Source organism: Streptosporangium sp. 'caverna' (genome assembly GCF_003203775.1).
Lineage (GTDB): Bacteria > Actinomycetota > Actinomycetes > Streptosporangiales > Streptosporangiaceae > Streptosporangium > Streptosporangium subroseum.
This window is the reverse complement of sequence record NZ_CP029711.1, coordinates 4,030,871-4,055,416: the sequence shown is the minus strand read 5'-3', so window position 1 is coordinate 4,055,416 and position 24,546 is coordinate 4,030,871. Positions and strand designations below refer to the sequence as shown.

Here is a 24,546-nt window from a genome sequence, read left to right as displayed (position 1 = left end):
CTTCCTGGCTCTGGCCTGCACGGAGGCCTTGAACGACGGCGACGGGGCTCCGAATCCGCGCTGTCAGCTTGGGAATCGTATGGATCACGGCCTTGCTGGACGGCTGAACTGAGCTTCGGGCCGGTCGTGAGTGACCGTGGTTGCCCCCTCGTCACCCCCCTTAATGGCACGCTAATGGCACGACGATCACAGCGCTGGCCTTACCATCGGGCGGCGTGAGACCTATTTCTGAACTTCAACCCGTTGCGAACAGTTCGATGAAGTAGGTGAGCCCAGCCGCTGGCGGGCCGCAATCCAGGATTGCACTCACCTTCGGCTAGACATCGGCGCTGATCGGGTAGCAGTCGCCTTCCGTCCACTCGTCTTCGCCTCGCGCGTCGATCAACACATGATCACGGTCCATGGCGATCCGGAATCGATTGGCCGTTCTGCTTTCTGATCTTAATCAAAGGTTGTTGATCAGCATCAAAGGTATAGCCATGTGGTGATATTCGTTAGTGATTTCCTGGAGTCGGGGAACTTTTTTCTCGTCGCCTTGCGTTTAACGAACATGTCAATCATAACGGCGATAGCCGCGCTTCTAAGTTCCATTGGTGTTATTTCGGCTCTTTTGACTAGTGCATGGCAAACGCACGAGTTGGTTAAGCAGACAAAAATAAGCAACGGAATAGGGGCGCTAGGGGCTGTTTATAGCTACCTTGAGCGCCTTCAAAATATCGAGAAAGAATTTATTGAGAAGCCCTATCTGGCAAAGTACTTCTATGAATCCGTTGATGTGGTCGATGATGAGGTAATTCGTGTTCAGGTAGAAGCTTTGTCTAGAGGATTTGCCGATTGCTTGGATTATGGACTAGATATCAATATTATGCTTCCTGGGGTTCTAAAGCCTGCGGCGTTTCGAGACCATTCGATGAACCTAAGGGAGAACTCTCCTGCGATGCGGCGTCTAGTCACAAAGCATCCAGAATGGTGGCCGACATTAGCAAAGCTATGGCTTCGGGATGAAGCTGCCGCAGGCTCTGCAGATTCTTGACGTGTAGTGTTTTGAAGTTTTGTGATCTTGGACTTTCGCAGGTTAGGAGTCTTTTATCTTTGCCTGTGACTCTCTGGCTCTAGCTGGCGCCATCCCCCAAGGCCTTCCCGTCTGTCGTCGTCCCCCTACGGGGAACGGACCGGGGCCAGGGCGTCAAAGGTGGACATCACGCCGTCGAGCACTGCTCTCAGACCCCAATGAGATCCTGATCTGGTGATCGGCTATCGAGTACAGGAATACACCGGCATCATCGTCGCTCGCGGTAAGCAAGGCATCTACGCGTCAACCATCGAGGCCCTGGACCGTAGCGCTTTCCCCATGCTCGGACACATTGATCCTTATGACGACACGATGTTCAACAGCTTGCAGGTTCGCACCCTCGTCGAGGAACTGGACCACCTGCCCAATGATCATCCATTGAACTCGTCCACTCGATCAGATCTCAAGGCATTATGTGAACTCGTGCTGGGGCGTGTACACCATCGCCAACTCTGGTTCATCGGGGATTAGAAACCCCAGTTTGGAAGACTTCGGTACGCGATCCGCTGACGTGCGGCGCTCCAGGTCAGAGCGGGTGATGCGCTCTCCGTGAGTCCTCGTGATTTCCCCTGGTTGCCCGTCCGTACTGGCATGCGAGTGGCACAGCCTGACCTTCTGATCGGTAGATCCCCAAATGACGTCCAAGAGTGTTCAGACCAGTTCGCCGCGCAGATCGCACACGATCCGCCTGTTCATATCAGTCCAGTTCGGCCCGAGACCATACGACCCGTTGGCTCCCAGGTTGGCTCCCATGAGTGCACAGACGTGATCATTGTGCCGGTCGCTCCCGGAGGTATGACCGCATGACCGCGACCGCTGCCGACTACACCTGGTTCACCCGCGACCGTTTCCCGACCTGGCGGAGGCGTACTGCTTCACCCCCGCCGTCAGTAATGCATGGCGGCGGTGGAAGGAGCGCCGATACCATCGGCCGGTGATCGTACGCTGCGTCCAAATCACCGGCCCAGACGGCGAACCCATAGATGCCTATCCGGGTGTGCATGTGGGCGGCCAGTACGTCGTCCTGGAGGTGTACTCGGACGCGGAGGTTTACTACGTTCGTATCATCGGTGATGACGACGAGAGTCCTGGCACTCTCTGGGATCCCTCAATGTTCGAGACCGTAGATCCGCGGATTCCCACGTGCTGGACGATGACACTTGAAGACGGCATGCTTCGCGCGGCGCCTTCAAGTTGGCACCGTGTCGGCTTCTGGAACGACTACTTCGACCGAGCTCCCCAAGCGGTAGCTGACTTCGAGGAAGGCAAAGCAGCGACGCTCGCCGAGTCAACCTGTCTTTAGCGTGTATGCAGGGTGCCGGCTTACGCTGCTGTCGGCTGCGGCAGTTCGGTTGGCATCGGTGGATCGATCCTGGCACGTTCCTTGGTGAGCCAGGGTGAGGAATGAACCCTGAATCTACGGATTAAAAGATCGTCCTTGGGCTGTTCCGGATAGTTCAATGCAGTTCGGAGCGCATAAGCGGTCCATCCTGAACCGCCTGGAACGGCTTGGAACTGCAACGGAGATTGCAACTGGCAGGCCTGATCGATGATCTCTAATGGCCCGGCGGCGCTCCGGCCCTCCCACAACGCTGGAGCCCCCAGAATGTCGCCATCAGCTGGCATGATCTCTGAGTCGTCCTACGAGGAGCCTGCGATGCGGAAGTTCATGCCATCAGATTATTTCTGGCAGAACGGGCTCGGCCCGCTCAGCGAGATCTACACGATCACGTTTGTGAAGGGACTCAGCGGCCACCAGACGCTCGAACGCTTCAGCCGTCACTCTCTGGACATTAGAGAGTTCTCCCATGATGAGGTCATGGCGCGCTGGCAAGAGACCGAAGGTTGGAGCGACATCGTCGGGGTGAAGCAGTTGGCCGGCTGGACCGTGGCTTACGAGGACTCCGGCTGGGAAGGCGTCCGCCAGGAGGTTCAGCGGGAGTTGTCCCGCGACGGCGGTGAGGTCATCGCGGTCTGCCGACACGATTACGCGCACGACCGTTTCTCCTATGCCGTTGACGGTCAGGTCATCACCGGATTCGACCCGACGTTCCCGCAGGAGCGCTGGGGAACCGACCCTGACCGTGTCACCCTCGACATGGCCGATCTCGGGCTGGATCCCGACCATACGTTCGAAGACGAGTTCATCAAGGATGACATCGCGGCTTCTCTCGCCCTGGCCAGCCGGATCAGTGGCTTTCTGGTGAGCGAGGCCGATTTCACCTGGCCGATGCTAGGAGCCCGGATTACCACGCGCATGCCCAGTGACCCAGTCGCACCATGGCGCGACCGAACAGGATGAGCTTGTACGGCACTTCATGCTGAGCGCTGATGACGGGATCGAACCCGTGCTGTCAGCTTGGGAATCATCTACTGACCTTGCTTTCCTGAGCTGGGAAAACGGGGGTGCAGGTCAGGGTGGTTCGAGTGACCGTGATTCCCCGTGAGTGACCGTGATTCCCCGCCTGTTCTGGCACGCATCTGGCACGTGATCTAGCGGTACGTCGGAGAGTGTTCTGCCGTGTCCGAGGTGTAGGCCAGTATGAGCCCATGAGTGAGGGCACCTTGCCTTCGGTGTCGTCGTCGTGGCGCCGAATTGACGACTGGCTGGCGGCGCATGCGCCGGCCACTTTGGCGATGCTCAATCCTCCGGTGACCGCAGAAGCGTTGGCGTCTGCGGAGCAGGTGCTGGGCATGTGGCTCCCCGGCGAGCTGAGTGAGTCGTTGAAGTGCCATGACGGGCTCAGCGGTTGGACCAGCTTGTTGCCGGAGCCGTCACCGCTCTCCGCGTCGGGTATCACGGAGCACTGGCAGATCTGCATGGAGACTGCCTTGGAAAATGATGGTTTTGTGACGCCACCCTGGGAGAACGAGCCCTGGTGGCATCCCCTGTGGGTCCCCTGGGCGGAGAGTGCTGACGGCAACGCCCACATCATCGATCTGCGTCCGGGACCCGATTACGGTCGGCTCGGTTGGGCAGGCCATGGTGGCGGTGGAGACTTCTCCGATTCGTGGCCGAGCCTGACCGCGTACCTGGGCGACGTCTCTGAGGCCCTGTACCTCGGAGGCGATATCCGCGGGATGTACCCTTACCTGACCTCCGACGGGCAACTGTGGTGGGACCTGGGTGAAGACTGCCGTTCGCTGAACGGTGAGCCACTCGTTCCGGCGCCAGTAGGTCTTGGCTGACCGCTTGTCCTTAAGGAAGATGGAGCGGTGACGGGAATCGAACCCGCGCTGTCAGCTTGGGAATCGTATGGATCACGGCCTTGCTGGACGGCTGAACTGAGCTTCGGGCCGGTCGTGAGTGACCGTGGTTGCCCCCTCGTCACCCCCCTTAATGGCACGCTAATGGCACGACGATCAACAGATGAGGTGTCGCGGATGGCGTTCACCCACGCCGATGTTGCCTGGCTGGCCGAAGACGACGAGCTGGGCGATCTGTGGTGTCTGACCTTCGTGCGTGAAGTCGGCGAGGTGCAGGCGCTTCGCCGGCTGGGTGCCGACCGGGAGAGCATCCGGCCACTCACCTATGACGAGTTGATAGACGATGGCCTCTTTCCTGAGACGGTGCTCGCGGGGCGAGTGGGCGACTGGACGGTGCTCATCGAGGAGAGCGGGTGGACGTGCACGGAAGCCGACAAGGCACAGGCCCTCTCGGCCGGGACCGTGGCCGTGGTGGTGCTGCGGCACGACTACGCCTCCGACGACTTCGTCTACGCGGTGAACGGGGAGTTGGTCACGCACTTCAATCCCAAGATTCCCCAATGGCGGTACGGGAGTGATCCCGATCGGCTCAACGACCTGATGAGGCAGGCGGGCCTTGATCCCGACGACGTACCCGGAACCGGTGCTGAGGCACCGTCGTCCGCGTCCGGAGCGCTTCTCCTCGCAGCCCGGTTGACCGGCGTGGTGCTGACCCCGGAGATCGTCAAAGGACCGCTCATGAGTGGCATCGTTGGCTGATCCGTCCACGATGCCACGTCCGACGGCCGGCCTGGAGAGGCTGGCACCACATTCCGCTGCCCGGAATCTGCCCGCGCTGCAACACGGCTCGAACTTAAAAACCGCGGATTAAAAGATCGGCCATGAGCCGTTCCGAATAGTTCAATGCAATTCAGATGGTCCATCCTGAACGGCTTGGAACGGCAACGGAGATTGCAACTGGCAGGTCCGATCGGTGATTTCTGGTGGTTCGCTGGGCTCACCAAGTGGTGTGCAGATGATCGGTTGAGCCGGTCAAGGTGGGCCTGGCGTAGCGGGCGCGGGAGAGGTGTACGCCAGTGGCTCGGGAGGCGAGAGCCAGAGCGCTGGGGATGGGATCTTCGCTGAATCCGTCGTCGTCGGGGTACAGGCCCAGGTCACGGACATCGGCAAGGAGCCGATCGGGATCCTTACCCTCCCTAAAGCGGTAGCTGTACAGGCTGAACGTGGTGATCAGCTGATCGTTGACCTTGTAAGTGAAGTCCGCGCCGTTGAGATCGGCGAACACGGTGGCCACGGCCGTCCCCAAAGACAGTGGCTCGGCCATGTTGCTGCTGTACCTGGTCGCCCATCCGCTCTCGGCCAGGACGGTTCCGCCCTCGGCTGCGTAGGCCGCGACGCCGGACTCTCCAGAGATGCCCGGAGTGACCTTGATCCGTCTCAGGGCATCTTCGGGGGGCAGGTCCCGTACGAAGGTGATGTAAAGAACCGTGGTGCCGACACCATCGGTCCATGCGTCGCAGAGCCAGGCGTAATCCGCCGCCGTTGCATCGCTCACCGCGTACCTCCCGTAATTCGATAACCGCAGGGATCATCGCAGGCGGGTCCGACAGCTACGAAGGCAAGGTCAACTCCATACATCCGCCCCGGCTCGTGGCCTGCTCGGCTTACTCCAGGTCGATGGCGGACGGGATGAGCAGGCCCCTATCCCAGCCAATGACGGGCCGCACCACAACGAAAAAGGCCCCTGATGGCGTAATGCCTGTTCAGGGGCCTTCTTGCATATGTGCGGCCGGAGGTATTCGAAATGAACGCAGTTGGCCTTCTGGAGCACGGCAAGCTCTGGAAAACAGCCGAGGTGCCGACACGGCCGAGCCCTACTCCTCGGTGTTCTCATCGCGTCGATTGCGACTACAACGTGATCTTTGCCCACGAAGATAGCCGAATGGATATCGATAAGGTGCGCCCCCGTGTTGAGGAGTTGTCCCGGCGACTTGGTGTTAGCCCACCTGACGTGGCCTACGGTGAACCGCCCCAAGGAACGGACTGCACGCTGAAGAGACGCGGCAAGGACTCGCTGATCGTCATCGGAGCCACCTTCGACACCCTGCCGGAGCATGCGCAGGACGCGGATCTCGCGTGGGCCGTCGCGGCGTCTGACCACAGACGCCTTCGCAAGGAGGGTGTACCGGCTCGGATTAAGTACGGCATTGGCGCTGCGGCCGGCCTGATGGCGATTCTGCTGTTCTTTCTGGTTGGCTCACCCGTTCTAGCGGGGGCGGTGTCTCTGACACTTCTCATCGTGATCGTCATACCGATCACGATGAGAGCGCAGGTATATACGCTGGATCGCTGGGTTACCGAGGCCTGTGGAAGGGAGATGGTCCGTCGCGCCCTGGAGTACCAGCAGGAAAACCCCCCTCAGCTGCGAGGGCTCTACCGACTCGTGATGAAGCTGCAGCCTTCCCCGGCGAAACGAGCTGCCCGGCTGATCCCTGTGCGAACCACACCCTCCTCCACGTAAGCAGCCTATGTATGGCCCCGCGCGTTTCCCCTACCTTTACAGGTTCAGCGGAAGCGCCGGCCGATGTCCGTCCACCTCATGCTGACGCCCGTCCATCGCATCACGAACCACCATTTGACGCTCTGTAGCCCCTGTCGCCTGCTCAGCCAACCCGGTAGACGGGGATGCGGGACGAAGATCCACACATCGGCGACGATGCTGCCCGCATGTTCGCGAACCGTGGGGTCGGGGTCGCGTAGAAGCGGCCGGAGGGTTTCCAGCGTCACGTCATCGATCTCACCGGTACGGCGGACCATGTGTGACACGGCGGTCAACCCCTGGCAGCGAAGCTCCCGCTTGCCGGAGGTGAGGGCTCTGCGAACTCGGGGAGCGATGACCTCGGCCTCGTCATTGCACAGGGACAACCCGATCACGGCTACCCCGACCCGGAAACGCCTGCGGCCGCCATACGATTACCGATCATGCGTTCCCTGCCTCCACAGCCGCCCACGAACCCGCCACGACGCTCCCCTACCAGGCGTCTGGTCCTGGTTGCGGTGCTGGCGATGGCGGCCGGGATTGTCATATTCGGTGCGGTGGTCCTCGCTCTCGGTAGTTTCACTACGGGCCGCGTCACTATGGAATACAACGAGCTGGTAATAGGTTCGGAGCCTCCCCCGGTGGTCGTCCCGTCGGATACGGCGATCGTGTGGCCGACCCGCACAGGAGCCGCCCGGGTGCCACTGCCGAAGATGTACGCCGTCTCTTAGGTCGGCTATCTGGCCGCACTGAAGGCAATGGATCCGGGCTTGGTGGTCGATGAGGAGAGGGCGGTCCGGCGCGGCCGTGCGGTCTGCGACAAAATCATCAACGGGATGGGGGACTCGCCCTACACCCTGCAGGAGTACACCATGCGGTTGTTCTCCGATAAGCACGCGCAGATCGATGTCGACGAGGTCACCGAGCTGATCGAGGCCGGAGTGCAGGTCATCTGCCGTTAAGCCTCGCCAGACGGAACTCAGTGAGCTCTTTCCAACCTGACGGCCCTGGTCGCGGTGGGTTGACGCAGAACGGTGGCGACTGAGAGGAGGCTCCCGATAAGACAGCAGTCGACCAAGATCCGATGCCCCAACCGGGAGCCTCGTTGCTGTCTTACCGTGCCTCGATTCCACCGTCCAACCACACCCTGACCCGTCTGGCCGAGCTCGGCGGAGGTGGACCTGCTGTGCGCCGACCCGAAGAAGTCGAGGGTGCAACTCGGCTGGGAGTCGACGGTGGGGTTCGAGGAGCTCGTCGCCATGATGGTCGAGGCGGACGTCCGGCTGCTGTCCGACGGTGGCGACCCCGAGCAGGACTCCTCCTGGCCCTGACGGCACCCGCCGCCCCGCGCCCGCCCTGACGCCCGCCGGTGGACCGCCGGGCGCGGGCGGAGTGCCGGGCGCGGGCGGTGTCAGCCGATCCACGCCCCGGTGGTGAAGTTCCCGGTGTTGATCGCCATGACCGGGATCATGATGGCCATGCTCACCAGCCACACCCAGGGTCTTCGCACCCCCGCGACGCCGATGGCGATCCACAGGGGGAACCAGGTCAGCGACCCCCGGCCGATCGACATGTAGAACGACGACAGGGTGAGGAAGGACAGCACCTGGGGGGTGATGTACGCGAGCTCCGGCCACTTGCGCCGTACCGCGAGGCAGCCGGCCAGCACCAGCAGCACCGCGGCCGAGATGATCTCCTCGTAGTAGGACGTGGTGAGCGAGGCGACGTCGTCGGACATGCTCCAGGTGTTGGCGAGCGCCTCCCACGGCCAGACGGCGTGCCGGCCCCAGAACCGGTCCTGCACCGAGTTGTAGGCCAGCCAGTCGCCGGTGCGGGTCCACTGGTAGACGCTGTACAGCACGAACGGCACACCGGGGAGCGCGAGCCAGGGCAGCAGGCGCCACCCGCCCGGGCGTTTGCGGCCGTTCTCCGCCACCAGGAACATGACGAGCAGCCCGAAGGCCAGGAACAGGCCGGAGATGCGCACCGTGGCGGCTCCGGTGGCGCACAGCGCGGCGTCCTCCCAGCGGCCGTTCCTGGCGAGCAGCCACGCCGAGACGGCCAGGGCGAGGAACAGCGCCTCCGAGTAGCCGGTGTACAGGAACACGGCGAACGGGCTGAGGAACAGCGCCGCCACCGCGTACCGGCCGCTGCCTGCCGCGTACGTCTCGGCGAGCCGCGACAGCGCCACCGCGAGCACCGCGCTGGCCACCAGCGAGATGATCATCGTGGCCAGCCGGCCGTCCTCGACGACCGGCCGCATCACCTTGATCAGCATCGCCATGCCGGGGAAGAACGCCGGCAGCTTCCCGGCGTCCTGCATGCCCGGGGGGCCGTCGTAGCCGAACTGGGCGATGGCGATGAAGTTCTCGGCGTCCCAGCGGGTGAACCGGTTGAGGAAGGGGTCGGTGGTCCGGCCAGGGCCGGCCAGGTAGGCGTAGATCAGCACACCGACGTGCGACAGCGCCCAGAGGAGCAGGGCCAGCCGGTCGCCGGGGTCGGTCAGGAACCTGGGCACCCACCGCCGCCCGGCCGCCTCACCGGTTGACTCGCCGGTCGTCTGGCTGGAAGTTTCGCCGGTCGTCTCGCCGGGACGTGCGCCGGGTTCCGCGTCGGCCGGTTCCGGCTCCGTGATCTCCACCGGCCCGGCGGGCGCGCGATCAGTCATGCGAGAATCCTTATATAGCCGCAAAATCCGGGCAACCGGTTGCCCGCGGCATGATCCTTCCGTGCCGGCCCGTCCCCGCTCGTCTCCTGCGAAGACCACTTCCGCCCGGTGGCGGGACGCCCCGCCCCGCCGTGAAACTTCCACGCGGTGCTAGCCGCCGTGCCCGCCGTGGAAGGGGGATGTCACGCCCTCGTACCGCAGATGCAGGGCCATCCCCTGGTCGGCTGCTGCTCGCCTTCCCCCGCCACGATCCCCTCGCCACACCGTTACCCGCGGTGCCGATCCCCGAAGAGGCATCGGTGGGGCCGGTGGAGGTCGGCCAGCGCGAGGACGGCGAACCGTGGCTACTCAAAGTCCACGGCACCCACGTTCTCCTCGCCGGGGCCACCGGGGCGGGCAAGGGTTCGATCATCTGGTCGGCGATCCGCGGCCTGCTACCCGCTGTCCGCGCGGGCCTGGTCCAGGTGTGGGCACTGGATCCCAAAGGATGGAGCTGTCCTTCGGCCGGGACCTGTTCAAAGACCGCTACGCCGCCGCTCCAGCCGACTGCGCCGACCTACTGGAGGCGGCTGTGGCGGTCATGCAGGAGCGGGCCGACCGGTTCGCCGGCCTCCAGCGCTCCCACACGCCCACCGTCCGAGATCTGACAGGAGGGCTCGGGCGCTCGCCCTTACTCCGCTCAGGTCGCGTCTCCCCTCGCGCGCAGGCCGTACGACCTGAGGCACGCGGCGGCCTCCCTCTGGCTCAACGTGGGCGTCTCCGCCCCCGACGTGGCCGAACGAGCAGGCGATGGCGTGGATGTCCTGCTGCGGGTCTACGCCAAGTGCCTCGACGGGCATAAAGAGATCGCCAACCAGCGGATCAGTAACGCGCTGACCGTATGAGACATACTCCGTACAACCAGGGTCCCGGGGCACCGGGGTCGATACTGGTGGAGTCGCGTATTCAACTGTCGCGAGTTGTCGCTCCCTAGGTCCTACTGGTGACGTTCCGTGCTTCTCGGCGGCGTAGCGGTTCAGCTGTGGAACCCGCGGAAGACGCCGTCCGCATCGGCGTTCTCGGCGAACTCGCCGAAGTCCATGTTGCCGATGGAGAGGTTGGCGTGAATCGAGGGGAGCTCGGAGGAGATGACGCGCATCTCCCATTCGGATGCCAGCTCGATGACCAGGAACGGCATCTCCTGCGAATCGATGGTGACCTTGTCGGCGATGACGAGGAGCGGGTCCCCGTAGCCGTCCGGGAGCAGGGTGAGGAGTTGCTGCGAGGTGAGGCCCTGATAGGCAGGGCCCTCGACGACCTTCACATGGTCCGAGAACTCCTTTGCCCAGCCGTCCTTGTCGATGTCGCCGAGTGAGTCGCGTACGGCCTGCCATCGTTCCCGGTCAGAGAAGTCGGTACGCACCACGAGCAGGGCGTCGACTTTGGGCAAGATGTCCATCTGACGATCTTCGAGGCAAAGTCAGTGGCTCCGCAAGCTCACCGACGACCATATGTCCGTAATGGCGTTTGGAACGACGGGACAGCCATTGGCGGTGAGATAGATCATGGTACAGATGGTCACCGCGACCTGCGGAAACATGCAAGATCGCGGTATCTCGCCGTGGTCGAGCTGAAAGCCGACTCAACGGGCACCGCCCTAACCTGCTCGAACAGCCCGTACCGCTAATGGCTGTCCTCTTGCTCCTCGACCCCGAGCCTGTGCGGATGCCCGAAGTTCTTGCATTGTCGGCGTAAGGGCCCAAAGGCGGTTCGGCGGACCTCGAGGTTCGGACATATTTCCGGCATTGTCTGAGCCGTACCCCGGGGGGCTGCCGCCGAACGCGCCGAGCGGGTTCTGCACCTTTGAGTGAGCGGAACCTAACGTGGCACTTTCCTGCGGTGTACGGCTATCGCCACCCCGAGGACGAGGGCGGCATATCCGCAGGTCACGGTCAAACCTGCCCATGGCGGGAGCGGGTAATAGCCCCCGAGCAGTGACAGGACCACGTCCACATGTGCGAACGTAGGGACGCTCTGCGTGATCGCGAACCCGGCGGCAGGGGTGATCATCAGCAGCCATGGCACCAGACCCGCGGTCGCCAGCAGGTAGGGCACGACGACCAGCGCGATGGCCAGCCCGATGGCGACGATGCCCCGCCTGACCAGCACGGCCAGGCCCAGAGCCAGTACGGCGGCGGCCGCGGTCAGTGCCGCGTAGCCGACGATCACCCGCAGCTCGGTACCCAGGGTGATCGGCTGAATCGGGTTTTGGTTGGCGCGCAACATCGCCAGGCCGACGGGGACCACGACCGCCGAGGTCACCAGCCCCGTCACGAACGCGACCGCGCCGATCACCACGGCCTTGGCCGCCAGGTCGGTCCTGGTCAGCCCGCGCCGGTGATCCGCCGTGAAAAACGTGACCGCCACCACGAGCACCGGAATCAGCCCTGCTCCTCCGCCGATCAGCATGAGGTCAGCGCGCAGACCGCCGTCCACCGTGGCGGGCCCGATGTCCCCGCCCCCGGTGATGAGGAGCTTGTCGCCGGACTCGACGACCCCGCCCGGGTGATGCGGGGTCTTGCCGTCCTCTTCCATTTTGACGCCGACGTCGTCGCGCCGCCACGAACCGTTCGCGCCCTGCAGCGTGATCTGGTCGAAGGTGGCGGTGGCCTGGGCGAAGGCTTCCGCCATCTCCCACAAGGCGCCTGGCGAGGTGGTGAACAGCCCGATCTCGACCGTCTCCGGCAGTCCGGTCAGCTCGACCGTGCTGACCTCGATCCACGTCTTGCCGTCGCTTGACTCGTAGCCGGTGAGCGTGTCGCCCAACCTGGTCAGCCGCAGCCACAGGGGCCCCTGCACAGGGCCGCCGGCCACGTCGTGGGTGAAGTTGCGTTGCATCCTCACGCCATGGCTTCCGGTGATCATGACGGCGGCGTACGGCGTGCCTTGCGTGAGGCTTTGCCTGACGAGGAGCCCGGCCTTCGCCCAGGGCACCACCCCCTCCTTGACGTTACGCACCCCCGGTACGGCGTCCGGCTGCCGCATCTGCCCGGTCATGTCCGACACGCGGGCGGTGATGCTGCCGTTCCCCTTGAGCGGCTGGTGCACGAAGTAGTACTTGTCGCTCACCGCCGTGCCATCGGGCCCCAGCAAGGGCGCGGGGCAGGGGCCCGCGCCCTCGCTGGTGTCGCAAACGCTGCGGGCACCCCCGGCGATCAGCAGTCCGAGCGACACGGTGACCAGCACGGAGGCCGCCATGGTGAGCACCCAGCCGCGCGCGGTGCGGAACCTGGTCCACTCCTCGTGCAGCAACTGGGGGAATCGGTAAGGCATGAGTGGATTCATGCCGACGGTTGTACGCGGCACCAGGTTCCAGCCGCGTCGCAGCGGCTGCGACCCAGCTGGAACCTGGGATCTGACATCGTTGATCCATGGCACCTCGACCTGGCGGCCGGTTCGACCGCCCCGCCCGCACGACGACCGGCGGTGAGTGGCGGTGAGGGTCCTCGTCGTCGAGGACTTCGAGGTCCTCGCCCGCTCCATCGGAACCGGGCTGCGCCGCGAGGGCATGGCCGTCGACGTCGTCCTGGATGGAACCGCCGCCCTCGACCGCCTGGCCGCCACCCGCTACGACGTGGTGATCCTCGACCGCGACCTGCCCGGCGTCCACGGGGACGAGATCTGCCGGCGACTCGCCCACGGCCGCTGTGAGACCCGTGTACTGATGCTCACCGCCTCCGGCACGATCGAGGACCGCGTCGACGGGCTCAGCCTCGGCGCCGACGACTACCTGCCCAAGCCGTTCGCGTTCGCCGAACTGGTCGCCCGCGTCCGTGCCCTGGCCCGCCGTGCCACCCCGCCGCTACCGCCCACCCTGGCATGCGGGGACATCACCCTCGATCCGGCCCGCCGTATCGCGTTCCGTGCCGGCCGGCGCCTTGAGCTGAGCCCCAGGGAGTTCGCCCTGCTCGAATGCCTGCTCGCCGTACCCGGCCTGGTCATCTCCGCCGAGAAACTGCTCGAACGCGTCTGGGACGAGGCCGCCGACCCCTTCAGCAGCGCCGTCAAGCACACCATGCACCGGTTACGAGCCAAGCTCGGCGACCCGCCCGTAATCGAGACCATCCGCGAAGGCGGCTACCGCATCGGACCGTCATGACCCCCCAGACGCTCACCAGCAGGTCCCTGCAGATGCGGCTCGCGCTCGCCTACGCGGCGGGCATCTACGCCGCCGGGGTCTTCGTGGTCGTCTTCGTCGCCGTCCCGCTCGCCAGCATCCACGCGGCCACCCCCAAAGGCCACCCCTCATCGAGCGCGATCACCGAACCCGGGCCCGGGATCAGCCTGCCCCAACTCCTCACCGGATCCGCCGTCGCCCTGGTTCTTCTGATTCCCATTGCCCTGGCTCTCGGCTGGTTCGTCGCCGGCCGGTTCCTGCACCCGCTGCGTGCCATCACCGCCACCGCCAAAATCATCTCCGCCGGAAACCTCCACCAGCGCCTTGACCTCGGCGAACCCACGGACGAGCTGACCGAGCTCGGCCACACCCTCGACGACCTGTTCGCCCGCCTTGAGGCCTCCTTCGACGCCCGCCGCCACTTCGTCGCCAACGCCTCCCACGAGCTGCGCACCCCTCTCGCCGGCCTGCGCACCCTCCTGGAGGTCGCCCTTGCCGACCCCGATGCCAACACCGACACCCTGCGCTCGGCCTGCCAGGAGGCCCTCGCTCTTGGCGAACACCAGGAGCGGCTCGTCCAAGCGCTGCTCGCTCTGGCCACCAGCGAGCGCGGCGTCACCCGCTGGGACACCCTCGACCTCGCCCACGTCGTCGAAGGAGTGCTCGCCTCCCGCCGCGACCAAGCAACGCAGAAAGGCATCGGCCTAACCGAACACCTAACGCCCGCAGTGACGACCGGGGACCCGAGACTGATCGAAAGCCTCGTCGCCAACCTCATCGACAACGCCATCCGCCACAACCACGAAGACGGGCACGTAAAGGTCACCACGCAGACCTCCGGCGCGCAGGTGGCCCTTACGGTCACCAACAGCGGGCCAGTCATCCCCGATGACCAGATCCAGCGTCTCTTTCAACCTTTCCAGAAACTGGCGCCTGAACGTCACGGCCGCCGCGACGGTTACGGCCTCGGCCTCGCCATCGTCAATGCCGTCACGCACGCTCACCACGCCACCCTCACCACCAGCGCACGCCCCGAAGGTGGCTTGTCCATCACCGTGCAGTTCGCGCATGGATCTCATCCGAACCATCCCTGACGTCAGGGGACGACTGCGCGAGGGAAAGCCTGGCGCGACCTGGGAAAACGGCCTCAAGATCATTACGCGCATATTACGCGACCACCGACATGAGGCCGCCAAGCGCGGCATTTGGCTGCATACCCCGGAAAAGCAAAAGAGCCCCCTACGGGGCTCTGAGCTGGGAAAAGCTGGTGTGGCAGGTGCGGGACTTGAACCTGCGTAGGCTGAGCCGACGGTTTTACAGGACGTGACCTTTCCTGGCGTGACAGTGCTCGTGACCTGCGGCGCGTCACCTTTGCACCGCTCTCATTCCCATGATCATTGCACGCATATTGCACGTCACGGCAGGTGGGCTCGAAGGTCCAGCCATCGATCAATCTGAGTTCCTACCGGCCCTGTCGCCAGTCGACCCGCGATCAACTCCATCGGGCCGAGAAGGTTCTTGCACGTGCGCAGGGCCAAGATCTCGTGTCGAGGACGCATGCGCCAATCGGTCACACAAGCTCTCGCCTACTCCAAACCAAGAGGCAGAGCCTCCAAGACGTCTGAGGCGAGCTGGTCCGGACTCCATAGCGGGTCATCATCGGGGGTGAGATCAACGATCAGCAACGCCCGAAGGTGAAAACGGCCTGCATCCGCGGTCCTCGTGGGGTAGCCGGCCTGCTCGGCACCATCGAGGGCGGCGAAAGCAACCCGCGCCCAGATTCGCCGGGCCTCACCCCGATCGCGATCCTGCGCATAGGACTGGTTGAGCCGCTACGCGCCCAGCCACTCGTTGATGCGATCCACACTGTCCTCGGCGCCATCAGTACCCTCCATGCCCTCACCATCACGTCCGCGTGATGCCAGCGGTTTCAAGAGGACTGCGTTCCAATTCGATCAGCCCGTCGTCGCCTCTTGCGAGGTCAGATATGACCGCTCTTCCTCGGTCCATCCTTCGGTCAACCGTGCCCCGGTGGCCAGCTCAATCGCCGCCAGCATCGCCGCCCGCCAGCTCTGCCCGTTCTGCCAATCAAAGTAGGGCACCATGGCCCGCAACTCGGGCCATCGCGTCAGTCCCGGCTCCTGGATCCAGTCTTCGACGAACATGGTGTCGAACGACAGAACCATCTCTCCATCGACGGCACAGCTGATCCGGTTGTTGGCATTGACGTTCCAGAAGGCGCTGTACGCCCGTCCGCCGACACTCAACCGCGGAAGCACCGGATCATGAACCCCTCGGAACCCGTTGTATTCGAGCAGCGCGGTTAGCGGACCTGAGTGCTCCACCAGCATCGCCCAATCGGAGTCCTCGGAGGAAACGAGGTACTCCTCCTCGTCCTCGAAGGAGGCTGTCTCGTAAGCCTGGTAGCCAGTGCCGCCGCTTACCCGGTCTCCGATCTCGGTAAGTGTCATCGGTCTCCCGTCGTGGGGAACGACGACCGTCCAGCAGAGGGCCTCGCTCATCCAGTTCCCCTCTAGGAGGCGCTGGTAGTAGCGATACACGTCGGAGGCCTCGGACCATCTATCACTCATGTCTTGAAGCTCCGTCGCCATCGGGTCTGTGGGCTCGAGATCTTTCCAGACGAGTACGACAGAACAACGCACAGCGAGGAGCCTTGGAAGCCGTTGCCACACACAACGGATGGGCCGCAGACCCAAACCGCATCAGCAGCTAGGGGCGTGATCGTTCCAGGGCGTTCCATGTGGGCCCGTGGGCTTGGGCCATCTTCTTGGGACTGGGTTGGACGGGGGCGAACTGCAACCCAAACTGCAACCCTTGGCGATCTCTACCTGTGCCCGGTTGCTCGGTGGGCCAGGGCTTCGATCCTCAGCCCCGGCCCTTCGATCGCCCCCGGCCCCGTACGGCGGCGAAACACAATCAGGCGATCGTCAGGCCGTTCCTTCAACTGGCTGGGGCTACTTTTATGAGGCGGTTCAGTATGAACACCGATTGAGCAAGATCGCCCAGGCGCTGATCGTACCGGAGCTTGAATTTCCTTGATTGGAAATGATTTAAGCATCATCGCCTCGGATTGCCTGAGACCGGAGTTTGTATCCAATAGTGGATTCAATGATTCGGTCCTTAATGCTGTCAATAGTATCACTTTTGGGAATCGGCAAATCCATAAAATAGGCCAATTCTTGGAGATTGGCCTTGCTTAAATCCAGTCTATTGAGATACTCCTTTCCCGAATCTCTTTCGCCGAACTCGGATAGAGCTTCTCGAATCTGCTCTAGGTCGCTTGCTTCAATCTGTCCTGATGTTATTGATTTTGATCGCTTCGTACGCTCTTCGATAATTATCTTCTTGCGCCCCTTGGCGAGATCCTCTAAATCCTCGGAGGGCAAGCCCTTAATCAGCCGAGCCACTTGTTGGAGTATTATCGCTACGTATCGAGCTTCGTCTCCCATTTTTACCTCAAAACCTGGATGCGCTCGATAAATTCGCTGGTGAACTCTTCTAATTCTTTGACGACATTGGACGAGGATGTGCCACTCTTAAGCACGACGGGAATGCCTTGGATTGGGGCGTCAGCGTGAACGCTCTTGTTCTCCCTTAAAAATGCTTCGAAAACAGGTACACCTAGTCGTTTGGTTTGGTCCATGAAGGGACGTTGGGCTGATATGGGCTGATCTGCATAGAGTTGAGTCATGGTGAATACCACGCCAAGAATTTGCGGGTCTATGGTCGAGTCGACTTCCTCGTTTTTTCCAAGTTTGACGTATTCGTTATAGTCTTTAACTAGTTCCCTTAACGATCTGTGAAGGTAGTCGATTCCCAGTGTAGACAAGTAATCAGGCTTCGCCGGGATGAGTATGTAGTTGCTCGCGGCGATTGCTGTTTTTGTGACAACGTTAAAGTTTGGAGGACAGTCAATTAAGATGAGATCGTAGCTAGAAAGGTCATTAGCTGCGAGGCCATCTGCTAGTCGACGATGGACCTTGAGATAGTTTAACTTCGATTGTGTTAGCGTTGCCCCTCCTAGTTCTGTCGCTAGCTCTAGGTCGACATTAATTAGGCCGAGATGAGATGGAACAATATCAAGTTCCCCTTTGTTGGGAAAGTCATTGAGCCTATTGGCAACTCTGGCTGGCTTGATGACCAGTTCGGATAGTTGGAGCGGGTTTCCGCTGCTAAAAGAGTCGTACCATCGCTTAATGGTGCGCTCGCTTTTAAGCTCTCGGGACCAATAGTCGGCGGAAACGAATGAAAAGGTTAGGCTCGCCTGAGGGTCTAGATCGATTATCAGGACCTTGTAGCCCCGGCATGCTAGCTCTGCGCCTAGGTTGGCGGTAACGGTGGTTTTTCCTACGCCACCCTTATAGTTAATGACTGAAACAACAGGCATTCATTTCTTCCTTTCCCCATGGAATCGCTTCAGGCGCGTGGATGATTCCTATCACGTTACGGTGGGCTGTGCCAGGAATTCAATGTTTTGAAGTCGTTTTGCGTGTTTTGCGGGCTTTCGAGCCTCATGTCGTAGCCATCGCAGCGGCCCGAGTGGCGGACCGTGCGCGAGAACGGCCCCAGGCCGCACGCGCAGCGTGCGGGCCGCAAGCTCGGGCCGCATGGCGGCGCGCAGCGCCGCCCTTGATCTACACAAGAATAATTCGGCAATGTTCTGTGACACCTGTCTGTCGTGTCCCGGGACGTGCTTGACACTGCAGTCCCACCAGACGCTTGACAGGCTTAAAACTGTTCCGAACCAGGCGATCCTCACGCTCCGCGGCATGACAGTGAGTTCGCCCGTGCGAGAGTTGCTGTCATGGCAGCTGGAGTGACGCCGGGCCGCGAGGTTGTACTTGAGACGGGTCGCCTGCTGCTCAGACCTTGGCGGGTAGCCGACGCTGTCGTCCAGCGTGAACTGTGGACCGAACGTGATCCACGAGTGCCGCCCCACCGCCGAATCGACGCGGATGGACACCCCACGGTCGCGGAGCTCGAGGATTCGATCCGTACCAACCAGCCATCGTCGATCGGGTTGCTGACGGTCGAGCGGAAGGCCACTCGTGACGTCATCGGCTACTGCGGGCTGGTCGACGGCGGACGAGGAGCGGAAGGGGAACCGGAACTGGCGTTCGAGCTGCTACGCCGAGTCTGGCGTCAGGGATACGCGACCGAGGCCTCGTTGGCGGTTCTGGACTGGGCGAGATCGTCCGGGTACGAACGTCTGTGGGCCACGGTCTGGGAGTGGAACACGGCTTCTCGCCGTGTGCTGGCCAAGGTCGGGTTCACCGAGACCGAGCGGAAGGAAGTGGACGCGGTCTACGGGACCACCCTGTTCACCACGAGACGGCTCTGACACACCCGATGTTTGGCCCTGAGGGCAGCTCCGAGCAGCGACGGGGGTTCACCCCGAAGTGTGGACACCAGCTGTCCCTGCACGTCCAATGTCCCATCTCGGCTGATGCTTGATACTGCGGCCTCGGTTGATGGTTGACATGATCAATCCGCAATGGGGCCGAGGGTGCGACTTGCGGCAGATCAGTGCATCGCACTGCTGATGCTGCCGCAGCAGCCAGCCGCCCGGGCGCATCGGCGATCGCCACCACAGAGGCCCGCCAGCGCATCACGGTGACCCAACCAAACTAACCGGCTTTAGCCTAACGCCGGTTATGCCGCTTCCACTCCGCGACGAGCGAAGACACCGCCGCATGAACGTCCTTGACGCCGCCGATCACCACCAAAGCCACGTTCACGTATCGCCTGTAGTCCTGGCCCGCCTGCTCAATCCTGTCAACGGTTCGGCGCTTGTTCGAGTCCTGGCGGCCCATCGGGACTTTCCTCTCTTGTGCGGGGTGGCTGCGTCGGATTCACGGATCGAGCGACGCCTCGTGTTACAGTTTTCGGGCTTCCCCGTGTTGCCTGTGAAAAAATATCAGCAACACAGTCCACAAGGAAGGCGTGTTGCCGTGAAATCCGGATCGGGTTCGGCGGTGGCGTTCGGCCGCGTGCTGCAGGCCGTACGCAAGCACCTGTCGAAGAACCAGGCCGATGTCGCCAGCTCCTTCGGCCCCAAGCTCTCCGTGGCCGCCGTCTCCATGGCCGAGAGCGGCAACCGCCCACCCAAAACCGAGGCGATTGTCCGGGGCTACGCCGCCGCCCTGGAACTCGACGAGGATGCGCTGCTCGATCTCTGGTGGGCGATGCAGGGGATGGTCGCACTGGAGAGCGAAGCCGAAGAGCGCGTGGTCAAGCAGTGGTGGCGCGAGCTGAGGCCGGGTTTGGACGCCTCACTCGACCTTCACCGCGCCGAAACCGCCGCCAAGACGAAGTGGACTCCGAACGACGACTATTACGCGCCTTCGGCGGCCCTGTTCGCCCTCGCCGACGCGATCTGCGGGATCCTGACGCGCATGCTGGGCAATTCATGGAAGGTTAGCTATAAAGCCGAGATCGGCCTCCGTGAGCCTTTCGACGGCTACCTCGCAGTGGTCAACATCAAGCTGCAGGCACAGGTTTCGGACGAGTCTCTGGAGATGATGGCCACCTTCGCGTGCCCTGAGCCCGCGACACGGCCCTTCCCGGCCGAACTGATGAGGGCGAAGCCTCAGGGAGGTTCCTCCCCCGACGTCGGATGGATCTTCAATGCGCTGATGTCGATGCCCGCCCGCGAACGAGCGGCAGTCGCCGGGTTCATCCACGGTCTGCGAGAGGGTTCCAGCCTCTACGGAGCCGGCGAAGACAAGTAACGGCGCCACCGACCAGTGCAGCGCCGGCAGCGAGCCGCAGCAGCGACCTTCCACGTGTTCTCCCCCCAGGCGAGACGCAGCGAACCCCTCCGCACCCGACGCTTAAGGCAAGGTGAGCACCTCGGATAGCGGAGGCCAAGGCGAGCTCAGTACGGAGATCCGAGTGGTGGAACGCACTCTCATCGGCATGAGCGGACGTAGCGGCTCCCCCTTCGGCCTACGGTCACGGACGACGAGGAATCGATGCACGACCCTAAGCCGGCCATCAAGCATCAGGTGGGATTAGACCCTCTGTGGCACCTGTCCCGTCTCGCTTGATGGCACTGTCTGTCACGATGCCCGTGTACGTCGGGGTTGTTGGGCTGCAACTTCGCTGTGTGGCTACCAACGAAGAGCGGTCGCGGTGGATCGTGCACGGCGAATGGCTGATCTATGACGACCGGTGGATCCGGTTGGGGCTCGTTGACGTCGAGATCTCCGATGGGGAGCGGTTCGAGCATCACGCGGTGCATCTGGATTGGGCGGCGATCGCCGTGGTGGTCGATGAGCAAAACCGGGTGCTGATGATGTGGCGGCACCGGTTTCTGTCCGACCGGTGGGGCTGGGAGCTGCCCGGCGGCCTGGTCGACGCAGGCGAGGACGCGATCACAACGGCGGCTCGGGAGGTAGAGGAGGAGACGGGGTATCGGCCCAAGGAGATCGAGCATCTGATCACCTACCAGCCGATGGCCGGCATGGTCGACTCCGAGCACAGCCTGTTCCTGGTGCGGGGTGCTGAGTTCGTGGGGGCGCCGACCGGGGAGATCGAGGCAGACCTCATCGAGTGAGTGCCGATGGCGGAGATAACGGGGATGATCGCCCGCGGTGACATCTGGACCTCGGGAACCCTGGATCGGTCTTTACGCGGCCCGTGAGCGGCTCAATGGAGCGAGCGCTTAACCGCTCGGGCGAGTTCCTCGATACGCCGACGCTGTCGGCGGGACCCGGTCATGGTGGCGAGGTGCTGCGCGCGCTGGATGTGGGGTTGGGCGGCCTCGGGCTCTCCTCGGACAAGGAGGGCGTGGCCCAGGTCGCAGCGGACCCCGGATTCGGCGCGGTTGTAGGTGCCGTCCATCCCAGCCAGCGCGGAGCGTAGGTCCTCGACGGTGCCGGGATCGCCAAACCGCACCAGGCAGGCACCCCGCCAGCGGCCGAGATGGTGAGTGTTGACGGACAGATACGGCATGTCGGGGTCGGCATCGCCTTCGGACAGGAGTGCGGCGGCCTGGTCGAGAGCCGCGCGGCAGGTGGTCTCGTCGCCGAGGATCGCGGGGTCGTCGGCTTCGCGGGCGGCGGCTTTGGCGTGCTCGTAGTGATCCCATGCGTCGTTGAGCGCGCCGGTGTTGATGGCCTGCCATCCGGCCAGCGATGAGGTCTCGGCCAGGACGTGCGCGAGCTGAGTGCGGATGCCGGGCCGTACGGCATGCTGGTGGGCGCGTTCTACCTGGGTGATCTGGGCGCGCATCTTGTCGGCGATGGCGACTCCGCCGAGTCGGCGATCCAGCAGCCGCAGGTTGTTGGTGTCGGTGCTGAGGATCATGACCATGACGGGGTCGATGGCGGCGGCGGCTTCGATCCGGGCCGTCAGCTCGTCAGCCTGCTCCTGGTGGTTGTCGTCGTGGTCGCCGGTGGGGGAGGCGAGGTCGACGGGGGCCAGGCCGAAGAGCATGCGGGCGTGGTCGGGCAGGCCGAGACCGGTGGCGATCCACTCGTAGACCTCCAGGTCGGTGACCTGACGGCGCCCTCGGATAATCAGGCTCACGTGGCCCTGGGCTATTCCGGTGGCGGTGCTCAGGCGGGTCTGACTGGCCCCGCTGTACTTGACTGCCAGGTTGAAGAGCCGCACTACGTCACGATTCTTGAGGATTTCCCTGCTTTCGTCGCGATCCCAAACCCATGCCGGAATCTCGATCGGGTTGAAAGCGTTTCCGTGCATTCCGCCCTCCGGTCATTGGTCCCCGAGGTGGCACATCGCTGTAGAGCGAGACTCTATATTCTCGGCGGTATACCTGCGTGGGATAGGGCCGGAAAGTTCATGTAGACATTCTTTTCGGCATGACAACACCAGTTAAGTGCGACGAATGCGACGGGCGCGGCTGGAAGATCGTCACCCGTCGTGGATGTGTGGCGGCCATGGGCCTGCACATGGAGCTCGGCGCGAGAGGACTGCCTGTACTGCGAGGGCACGCAGCAGGTCGTCGAGATGTTCGAGTGGGAGGTGTTCGCCACCGCTGGAATCGATGATCTCGGGCCGTGCGGGATCAGTTCGGGCCAGGCCACGGTGATGGACACGCTGCGCACGAACCTCCTTCGGATGGCGCCGAACGGGGTGGCCTGGGGGCGCATCACGCACCGGGTCTACGACTTCGGCACCGTGCCGGACGACTGGTCCCGGCGGGTGATCTTCCGGGCGACCATGGACCCGGCGGGGTCGGTGCGCTTTAAGCGCGTCACCTCGTGAATGGCCAGGCGGGCGTCTGGGGTGCGTCGTGTTCGGCTCCGCATCTGCCCGCATTGATGAATACGTACTCGCCGTTAACTTGGTATACGTTCTGCCGTTTCGAACGGATTCGTGTGGTGGCCTGGACCTGTCATGAGCACCGGGTTGTCTCTTACGAATTGTGTGAGTCGGCGGGCCTGTCCTTTATTCAGCGGACAAACACCGGCGAGGGAAAGACGATCATTTCGCGGAGTGAGGCGTGGTCGTGTGCGCAGGCGCGGATCATGTGGGCGGGTTTGCTGTCCGGCGCGGTGAGATAGCCGTTCCTCGCGCTGGTGGAGGTCCTGACAGGTGGCTGCTCAGCCGGTACTGTGCTTATGCAGACAAGTGGAAGACTGATCGGGCGGTTGAGATGAGCATGGACTTCGCGCCACCGAAGTACGCCCAGGTGATGACGGCGATTCAGCAGCGCATCGAGGCTGGCGAGTACTCTCCGGGCACCATGTTGCCGTCCGAGACGCAGCTGGTGCGGGAGTTCGGGGTGGGCCGCACCACCGTGGTTCGGGCGCTGCAGACCTTGGCCATGCAGGGCTGGATCGAGCGTGAACACGGGCGCGGCTCGTTTGTGAAGGGCCGCCCGGAAAGCTCACCCGACCGTGTCCGGCCGGGCCTGGCCGTGGCCGAGCAGGCCGAGGACGCCGAGAGTGTCATCGATGTGCGCCGCCTTCCGGCTCCCCGGCACATCGCCCGGCTTCTGGGGGTGCAGGAGCGGACACCGGTGATCGCCCGTCGGCGGGTGGCCAAGCAGGGCGGCCGGCTGTCTGCGGTGGAGACCTTGTGGTTCCCGCTGGAGATCGCGCTTGGCACTGACCTAGACAAGCCTGAACCGCTGCGGCACGGGATCCGCCAGCACCTCCGGGCGGTCAAGCACCTGCGCTTCGATCACATCACCGAGCGGCTGACCGCGCGCAATCCGACGAAGGACGAGGCCGAACTCCTCGGCTCTCCCAAGCCCGTTCTCGGGGTGCTGGCCACTGTGTACGACGCTGCCGGGGCGGTGCTCCTGGTGATCAGCTCGGCGCTGCCTGGTGATCTTCACGAACTCCAGGATGTCTACCCGGTGGGCTGACTAGGCGTTGCGCCAGGCATCGGTGACGCAGGAGGCCTCGAAGTGCCACCAGCCGTCTTCCTGGCCGCGGATCAGGAGCGCCTTTATCTGGCCAAGCTCTGCGTCGGCCGGCACGGTGACGGCAACCAGAGGTAAGTCCTCGCTGAAGACCTCTCCACCCAGGCCGAACGGCGCCAACCGTTCGTGCACGGCCTGGGCACTTGGCCCGAGCGGACCACTGGGAACGGGCAGGATCCGAATGGTGCAGTTTCCCGATGCCTCAACGAGTTCCTTAGCCCAGTGGAGACCGTCGGCATCGGTAGTGAATCGCGTGACCTCCCCCTCGGCCACCCCGTCTTGCAGGAAGGGGGCGTTCTCTAGGCGGGCGGTGTCCTCACTGAGCCGTGTGGCCCAGAGCCCCTCGGTGCTGTAGGGAAGCCAGCCCTCTCGCGGCACGAACCGGAACCAGATCTTGATCTTGCTGTTTTCGGTGATGTCGTGCTCCGGTGAAGTCATAGAGGCCATGACCGACATGATCGTGCATCCGCCTTGAGCGCCCAACGCC

General features: G+C 63.2%; 25 protein-coding genes. 15 read left to right on the top strand and 10 right to left on the bottom strand.

Annotation, left to right across the window (positions count from 1 at the left end; all coding sequences use genetic code 11):
* Positions 1–481: 481 nt before the first annotated feature.
* The 5 genes from DKM19_RS49520 (at position 482) to DKM19_RS17940 (ending at position 5,038) form a co-directional block, all read left to right on the top strand.
* Positions 482–1,033 carry a hypothetical protein gene (locus DKM19_RS49520; protein WP_162641564.1) on the top strand — a complete coding sequence of 184 codons (552 nt, stop codon included), beginning with the start codon at positions 482–484 and terminating at the stop codon, positions 1,031–1,033.
* A 213-nt stretch (positions 1,034–1,246) separates the two neighbouring features.
* The gene (locus DKM19_RS17960; protein WP_110696690.1) at positions 1,247–1,543 is read left to right on the top strand and encodes a hypothetical protein; all 297 of its coding nucleotides are present in this window, start codon (positions 1,247–1,249) and stop codon (positions 1,541–1,543) included.
* Positions 1,544–2,729: 1,186 nt separating this feature from the next.
* Complete coding sequence (locus DKM19_RS17950) at positions 2,730–3,374, top strand: DUF6461 domain-containing protein (protein ID WP_162641563.1); 645 nt, start codon at positions 2,730–2,732, stop codon at positions 3,372–3,374.
* A 248-nt stretch (positions 3,375–3,622) separates the two neighbouring features.
* Entirely contained in the window at positions 3,623–4,261 is a 639-nt protein-coding gene (locus tag DKM19_RS17945) for an SMI1/KNR4 family protein (protein WP_110696687.1), read from the top strand.
* 195 nt (positions 4,262–4,456) lie between these two features.
* Positions 4,457–5,038, top strand: coding sequence for a DUF6461 domain-containing protein (locus DKM19_RS17940; RefSeq protein ID WP_110696686.1), 582 nt, complete (start codon positions 4,457–4,459; stop codon positions 5,036–5,038).
* A 238-nt stretch (positions 5,039–5,276) separates the two neighbouring features.
* Here the strand turns inward: DKM19_RS17940 and DKM19_RS17935 are convergent, their stop codons facing one another.
* Positions 5,277–5,834: a DUF6461 domain-containing protein gene (locus DKM19_RS17935; RefSeq protein ID WP_110696685.1), complete on the bottom strand. Its 558-nt coding sequence runs from the start codon at positions 5,832–5,834 to the stop codon at positions 5,277–5,279.
* A 249-nt stretch (positions 5,835–6,083) separates the two neighbouring features.
* Between DKM19_RS17935 and DKM19_RS17930 the strand changes: the two genes are divergently transcribed.
* Entirely contained in the window at positions 6,084–6,800 is a 717-nt protein-coding gene (locus DKM19_RS17930) for a hypothetical protein (protein WP_162641562.1), read from the top strand.
* Positions 6,801–6,844: 44 nt separating this feature from the next.
* On the opposite strand, the gene DKM19_RS17925 is transcribed toward DKM19_RS17930, so the two are convergent.
* Positions 6,845–7,213 (bottom strand): hypothetical protein, encoded by a 369-nt coding sequence (locus DKM19_RS17925; protein ID WP_162641561.1) that lies wholly within the window; start codon positions 7,211–7,213, stop codon positions 6,845–6,847.
* Between the two features lie 375 nt (positions 7,214–7,588).
* On the opposite strand from DKM19_RS17925, the gene DKM19_RS17915 reads away from it, so the two are divergent.
* Entirely contained in the window at positions 7,589–7,780 is a 192-nt protein-coding gene (locus DKM19_RS17915; RefSeq protein ID WP_162641560.1) for a hypothetical protein, read from the top strand.
* 213 nt (positions 7,781–7,993) lie between these two features.
* Positions 7,994–8,149 carry a hypothetical protein gene (locus tag DKM19_RS17910; RefSeq protein ID WP_239514308.1) on the top strand — a complete coding sequence of 52 codons (156 nt, stop codon included), beginning with the start codon at positions 7,994–7,996 and terminating at the stop codon, positions 8,147–8,149.
* Positions 8,150–8,229: 80 nt separating this feature from the next.
* On the opposite strand, the gene DKM19_RS17905 is transcribed toward DKM19_RS17910, so the two are convergent.
* The 3 genes from DKM19_RS17905 to DKM19_RS17885 all read right to left on the bottom strand — a co-directional run bounded on the left by DKM19_RS17905 (position 8,230) and on the right by DKM19_RS17885 (position 12,798).
* On the bottom strand, positions 8,230–9,486 hold the full coding sequence (locus tag DKM19_RS17905; RefSeq protein WP_110696680.1) for a mannosyltransferase family protein: 1,257 nt from the start codon (positions 9,484–9,486) through the stop codon (positions 8,230–8,232).
* Between the two features lie 1,015 nt (positions 9,487–10,501).
* A complete protein-coding gene (locus tag DKM19_RS17890; protein WP_110696679.1) occupies positions 10,502–10,924 on the bottom strand; it encodes a hypothetical protein in 423 nt (140 codons plus the stop codon).
* A 419-nt stretch (positions 10,925–11,343) separates the two neighbouring features.
* On the bottom strand, positions 11,344–12,798 hold the full coding sequence (locus tag DKM19_RS17885; protein ID WP_110696678.1) for a hypothetical protein: 1,455 nt from the start codon (positions 12,796–12,798) through the stop codon (positions 11,344–11,346).
* A gap of 163 nt (positions 12,799–12,961) precedes the next feature.
* Between DKM19_RS17885 and DKM19_RS17880 the strand changes: the two genes are divergently transcribed.
* Together DKM19_RS17880 and DKM19_RS17875 are read left to right on the top strand one after the other, a co-directional pair.
* Positions 12,962–13,624 (top strand): response regulator transcription factor, encoded by a 663-nt coding sequence (locus tag DKM19_RS17880; protein WP_110696677.1) that lies wholly within the window; start codon positions 12,962–12,964, stop codon positions 13,622–13,624.
* On the top strand, positions 13,621–14,736 hold the full coding sequence (locus DKM19_RS17875) for a HAMP domain-containing sensor histidine kinase (protein ID WP_110696676.1): 1,116 nt from the start codon (positions 13,621–13,623) through the stop codon (positions 14,734–14,736). Before DKM19_RS17880 ends, DKM19_RS17875 begins: the two co-directional genes overlap by 4 nt.
* A gap of 861 nt (positions 14,737–15,597) precedes the next feature.
* Here the strand turns inward: DKM19_RS17875 and DKM19_RS17865 are convergent.
* From DKM19_RS17865 to DKM19_RS17860, 3 genes are all read right to left on the bottom strand, one after another.
* Positions 15,598–16,233 carry a DUF6461 domain-containing protein gene (locus DKM19_RS17865; RefSeq protein ID WP_369990545.1) on the bottom strand — a complete coding sequence of 212 codons (636 nt, stop codon included), beginning with the start codon at positions 16,231–16,233 and terminating at the stop codon, positions 15,598–15,600.
* Between the two features lie 480 nt (positions 16,234–16,713).
* Positions 16,714–17,112 carry a hypothetical protein gene (locus DKM19_RS49515; RefSeq protein WP_162641558.1) on the bottom strand — a complete coding sequence of 133 codons (399 nt, stop codon included), beginning with the start codon at positions 17,110–17,112 and terminating at the stop codon, positions 16,714–16,716.
* Between the two features lie 2 nt (positions 17,113–17,114).
* Positions 17,115–18,050, bottom strand: a complete 936-nt coding sequence (locus tag DKM19_RS17860; RefSeq protein WP_110696673.1) for a ParA family protein — start codon at positions 18,048–18,050, stop codon at positions 17,115–17,117.
* A 417-nt stretch (positions 18,051–18,467) separates the two neighbouring features.
* On the opposite strand from DKM19_RS17860, the gene DKM19_RS17855 reads away from it, so the two are divergent.
* The 3 genes from DKM19_RS17855 (at position 18,468) to DKM19_RS17845 (ending at position 21,221) form a co-directional block, all read left to right on the top strand.
* Positions 18,468–19,004, top strand: a complete 537-nt coding sequence (locus DKM19_RS17855; RefSeq protein WP_110696672.1) for a GNAT family N-acetyltransferase — start codon at positions 18,468–18,470, stop codon at positions 19,002–19,004.
* Positions 19,005–19,356: 352 nt separating this feature from the next.
* Positions 19,357–20,394 (top strand): helix-turn-helix domain-containing protein, encoded by a 1,038-nt coding sequence (locus DKM19_RS17850; RefSeq protein ID WP_162641557.1) that lies wholly within the window; start codon positions 19,357–19,359, stop codon positions 20,392–20,394.
* 341 nt (positions 20,395–20,735) lie between these two features.
* Positions 20,736–21,221, top strand: coding sequence for an NUDIX hydrolase (locus DKM19_RS17845; protein ID WP_239514307.1), 486 nt, complete (start codon positions 20,736–20,738; stop codon positions 21,219–21,221).
* Between the two features lie 92 nt (positions 21,222–21,313).
* On the opposite strand, the gene DKM19_RS17840 is transcribed toward DKM19_RS17845, so the two are convergent.
* Positions 21,314–22,279: an XRE family transcriptional regulator gene (locus DKM19_RS17840; protein ID WP_239514306.1), complete on the bottom strand. Its 966-nt coding sequence runs from the start codon at positions 22,277–22,279 to the stop codon at positions 21,314–21,316.
* A 270-nt stretch (positions 22,280–22,549) separates the two neighbouring features.
* Here DKM19_RS17840 and DKM19_RS17835 point away from each other — a divergent pair, with 270 nt between their 5' ends.
* Both DKM19_RS17835 and DKM19_RS17830 read left to right on the top strand, forming a co-directional pair.
* Complete coding sequence (locus DKM19_RS17835; RefSeq protein WP_239514305.1) at positions 22,550–22,894, top strand: hypothetical protein; 345 nt, start codon at positions 22,550–22,552, stop codon at positions 22,892–22,894.
* Between the two features lie 391 nt (positions 22,895–23,285).
* Positions 23,286–24,002: a GntR family transcriptional regulator gene (locus tag DKM19_RS17830; RefSeq protein ID WP_110696669.1), complete on the top strand. Its 717-nt coding sequence runs from the start codon at positions 23,286–23,288 to the stop codon at positions 24,000–24,002.
* Here the strand turns inward: DKM19_RS17830 and DKM19_RS17825 are convergent, their stop codons facing one another.
* Positions 24,003–24,515 (bottom strand): DUF4265 domain-containing protein, encoded by a 513-nt coding sequence (locus DKM19_RS17825; RefSeq protein ID WP_204358840.1) that lies wholly within the window; start codon positions 24,513–24,515, stop codon positions 24,003–24,005.
* Positions 24,516–24,546 lie beyond the last annotated feature (31 nt).

Bases quoted from the DNA above. Each gene is read 5' to 3' on its own strand.
- DKM19_RS17950 (WP_162641563.1), top strand. From the start codon at position 2,730: ATGCGGAAGTTCATGCCATCAGATTATTTCTGGCAGAACGGGCTCGGC.
- DKM19_RS17945 (WP_110696687.1), top strand. From the start codon at position 3,623: ATGAGTGAGGGCACCTTGCCTTCGGTGTCGTCGTCGTGGCGCCGAATT.
- DKM19_RS17940 (WP_110696686.1), top strand. From the start codon at position 4,457: ATGGCGTTCACCCACGCCGATGTTGCCTGGCTGGCCGAAGACGACGAG.
- DKM19_RS17930 (WP_162641562.1), top strand. From the start codon at position 6,084: ATGAACGCAGTTGGCCTTCTGGAGCACGGCAAGCTCTGGAAAACAGCC.
- DKM19_RS17905 (WP_110696680.1), bottom strand. From the start codon at position 9,486: ATGACTGATCGCGCGCCCGCCGGGCCGGTGGAGATCACGGAGCCGGAA.
- DKM19_RS17890 (WP_110696679.1), bottom strand. From the start codon at position 10,924: ATGGACATCTTGCCCAAAGTCGACGCCCTGCTCGTGGTGCGTACCGAC.
- DKM19_RS17885 (WP_110696678.1), bottom strand. From the start codon at position 12,798: ATGCCTTACCGATTCCCCCAGTTGCTGCACGAGGAGTGGACCAGGTTC.
- DKM19_RS17875 (WP_110696676.1), top strand. From the start codon at position 13,621: ATGACCCCCCAGACGCTCACCAGCAGGTCCCTGCAGATGCGGCTCGCG.
- DKM19_RS17865 (WP_369990545.1), bottom strand. From the start codon at position 16,233: ATGAGTGATAGATGGTCCGAGGCCTCCGACGTGTATCGCTACTACCAG.
- DKM19_RS49515 (WP_162641558.1), bottom strand. From the start codon at position 17,112: ATGGGAGACGAAGCTCGATACGTAGCGATAATACTCCAACAAGTGGCT.
- DKM19_RS17860 (WP_110696673.1), bottom strand. From the start codon at position 18,050: ATGCCTGTTGTTTCAGTCATTAACTATAAGGGTGGCGTAGGAAAAACC.
- DKM19_RS17855 (WP_110696672.1), top strand. From the start codon at position 18,468: ATGGCAGCTGGAGTGACGCCGGGCCGCGAGGTTGTACTTGAGACGGGT.
- DKM19_RS17850 (WP_162641557.1), top strand. From the start codon at position 19,357: ATGAACGTCCTTGACGCCGCCGATCACCACCAAAGCCACGTTCACGTA.
- DKM19_RS17830 (WP_110696669.1), top strand. From the start codon at position 23,286: ATGAGCATGGACTTCGCGCCACCGAAGTACGCCCAGGTGATGACGGCG.
- DKM19_RS17825 (WP_204358840.1), bottom strand. From the start codon at position 24,515: ATGTCGGTCATGGCCTCTATGACTTCACCGGAGCACGACATCACCGAA.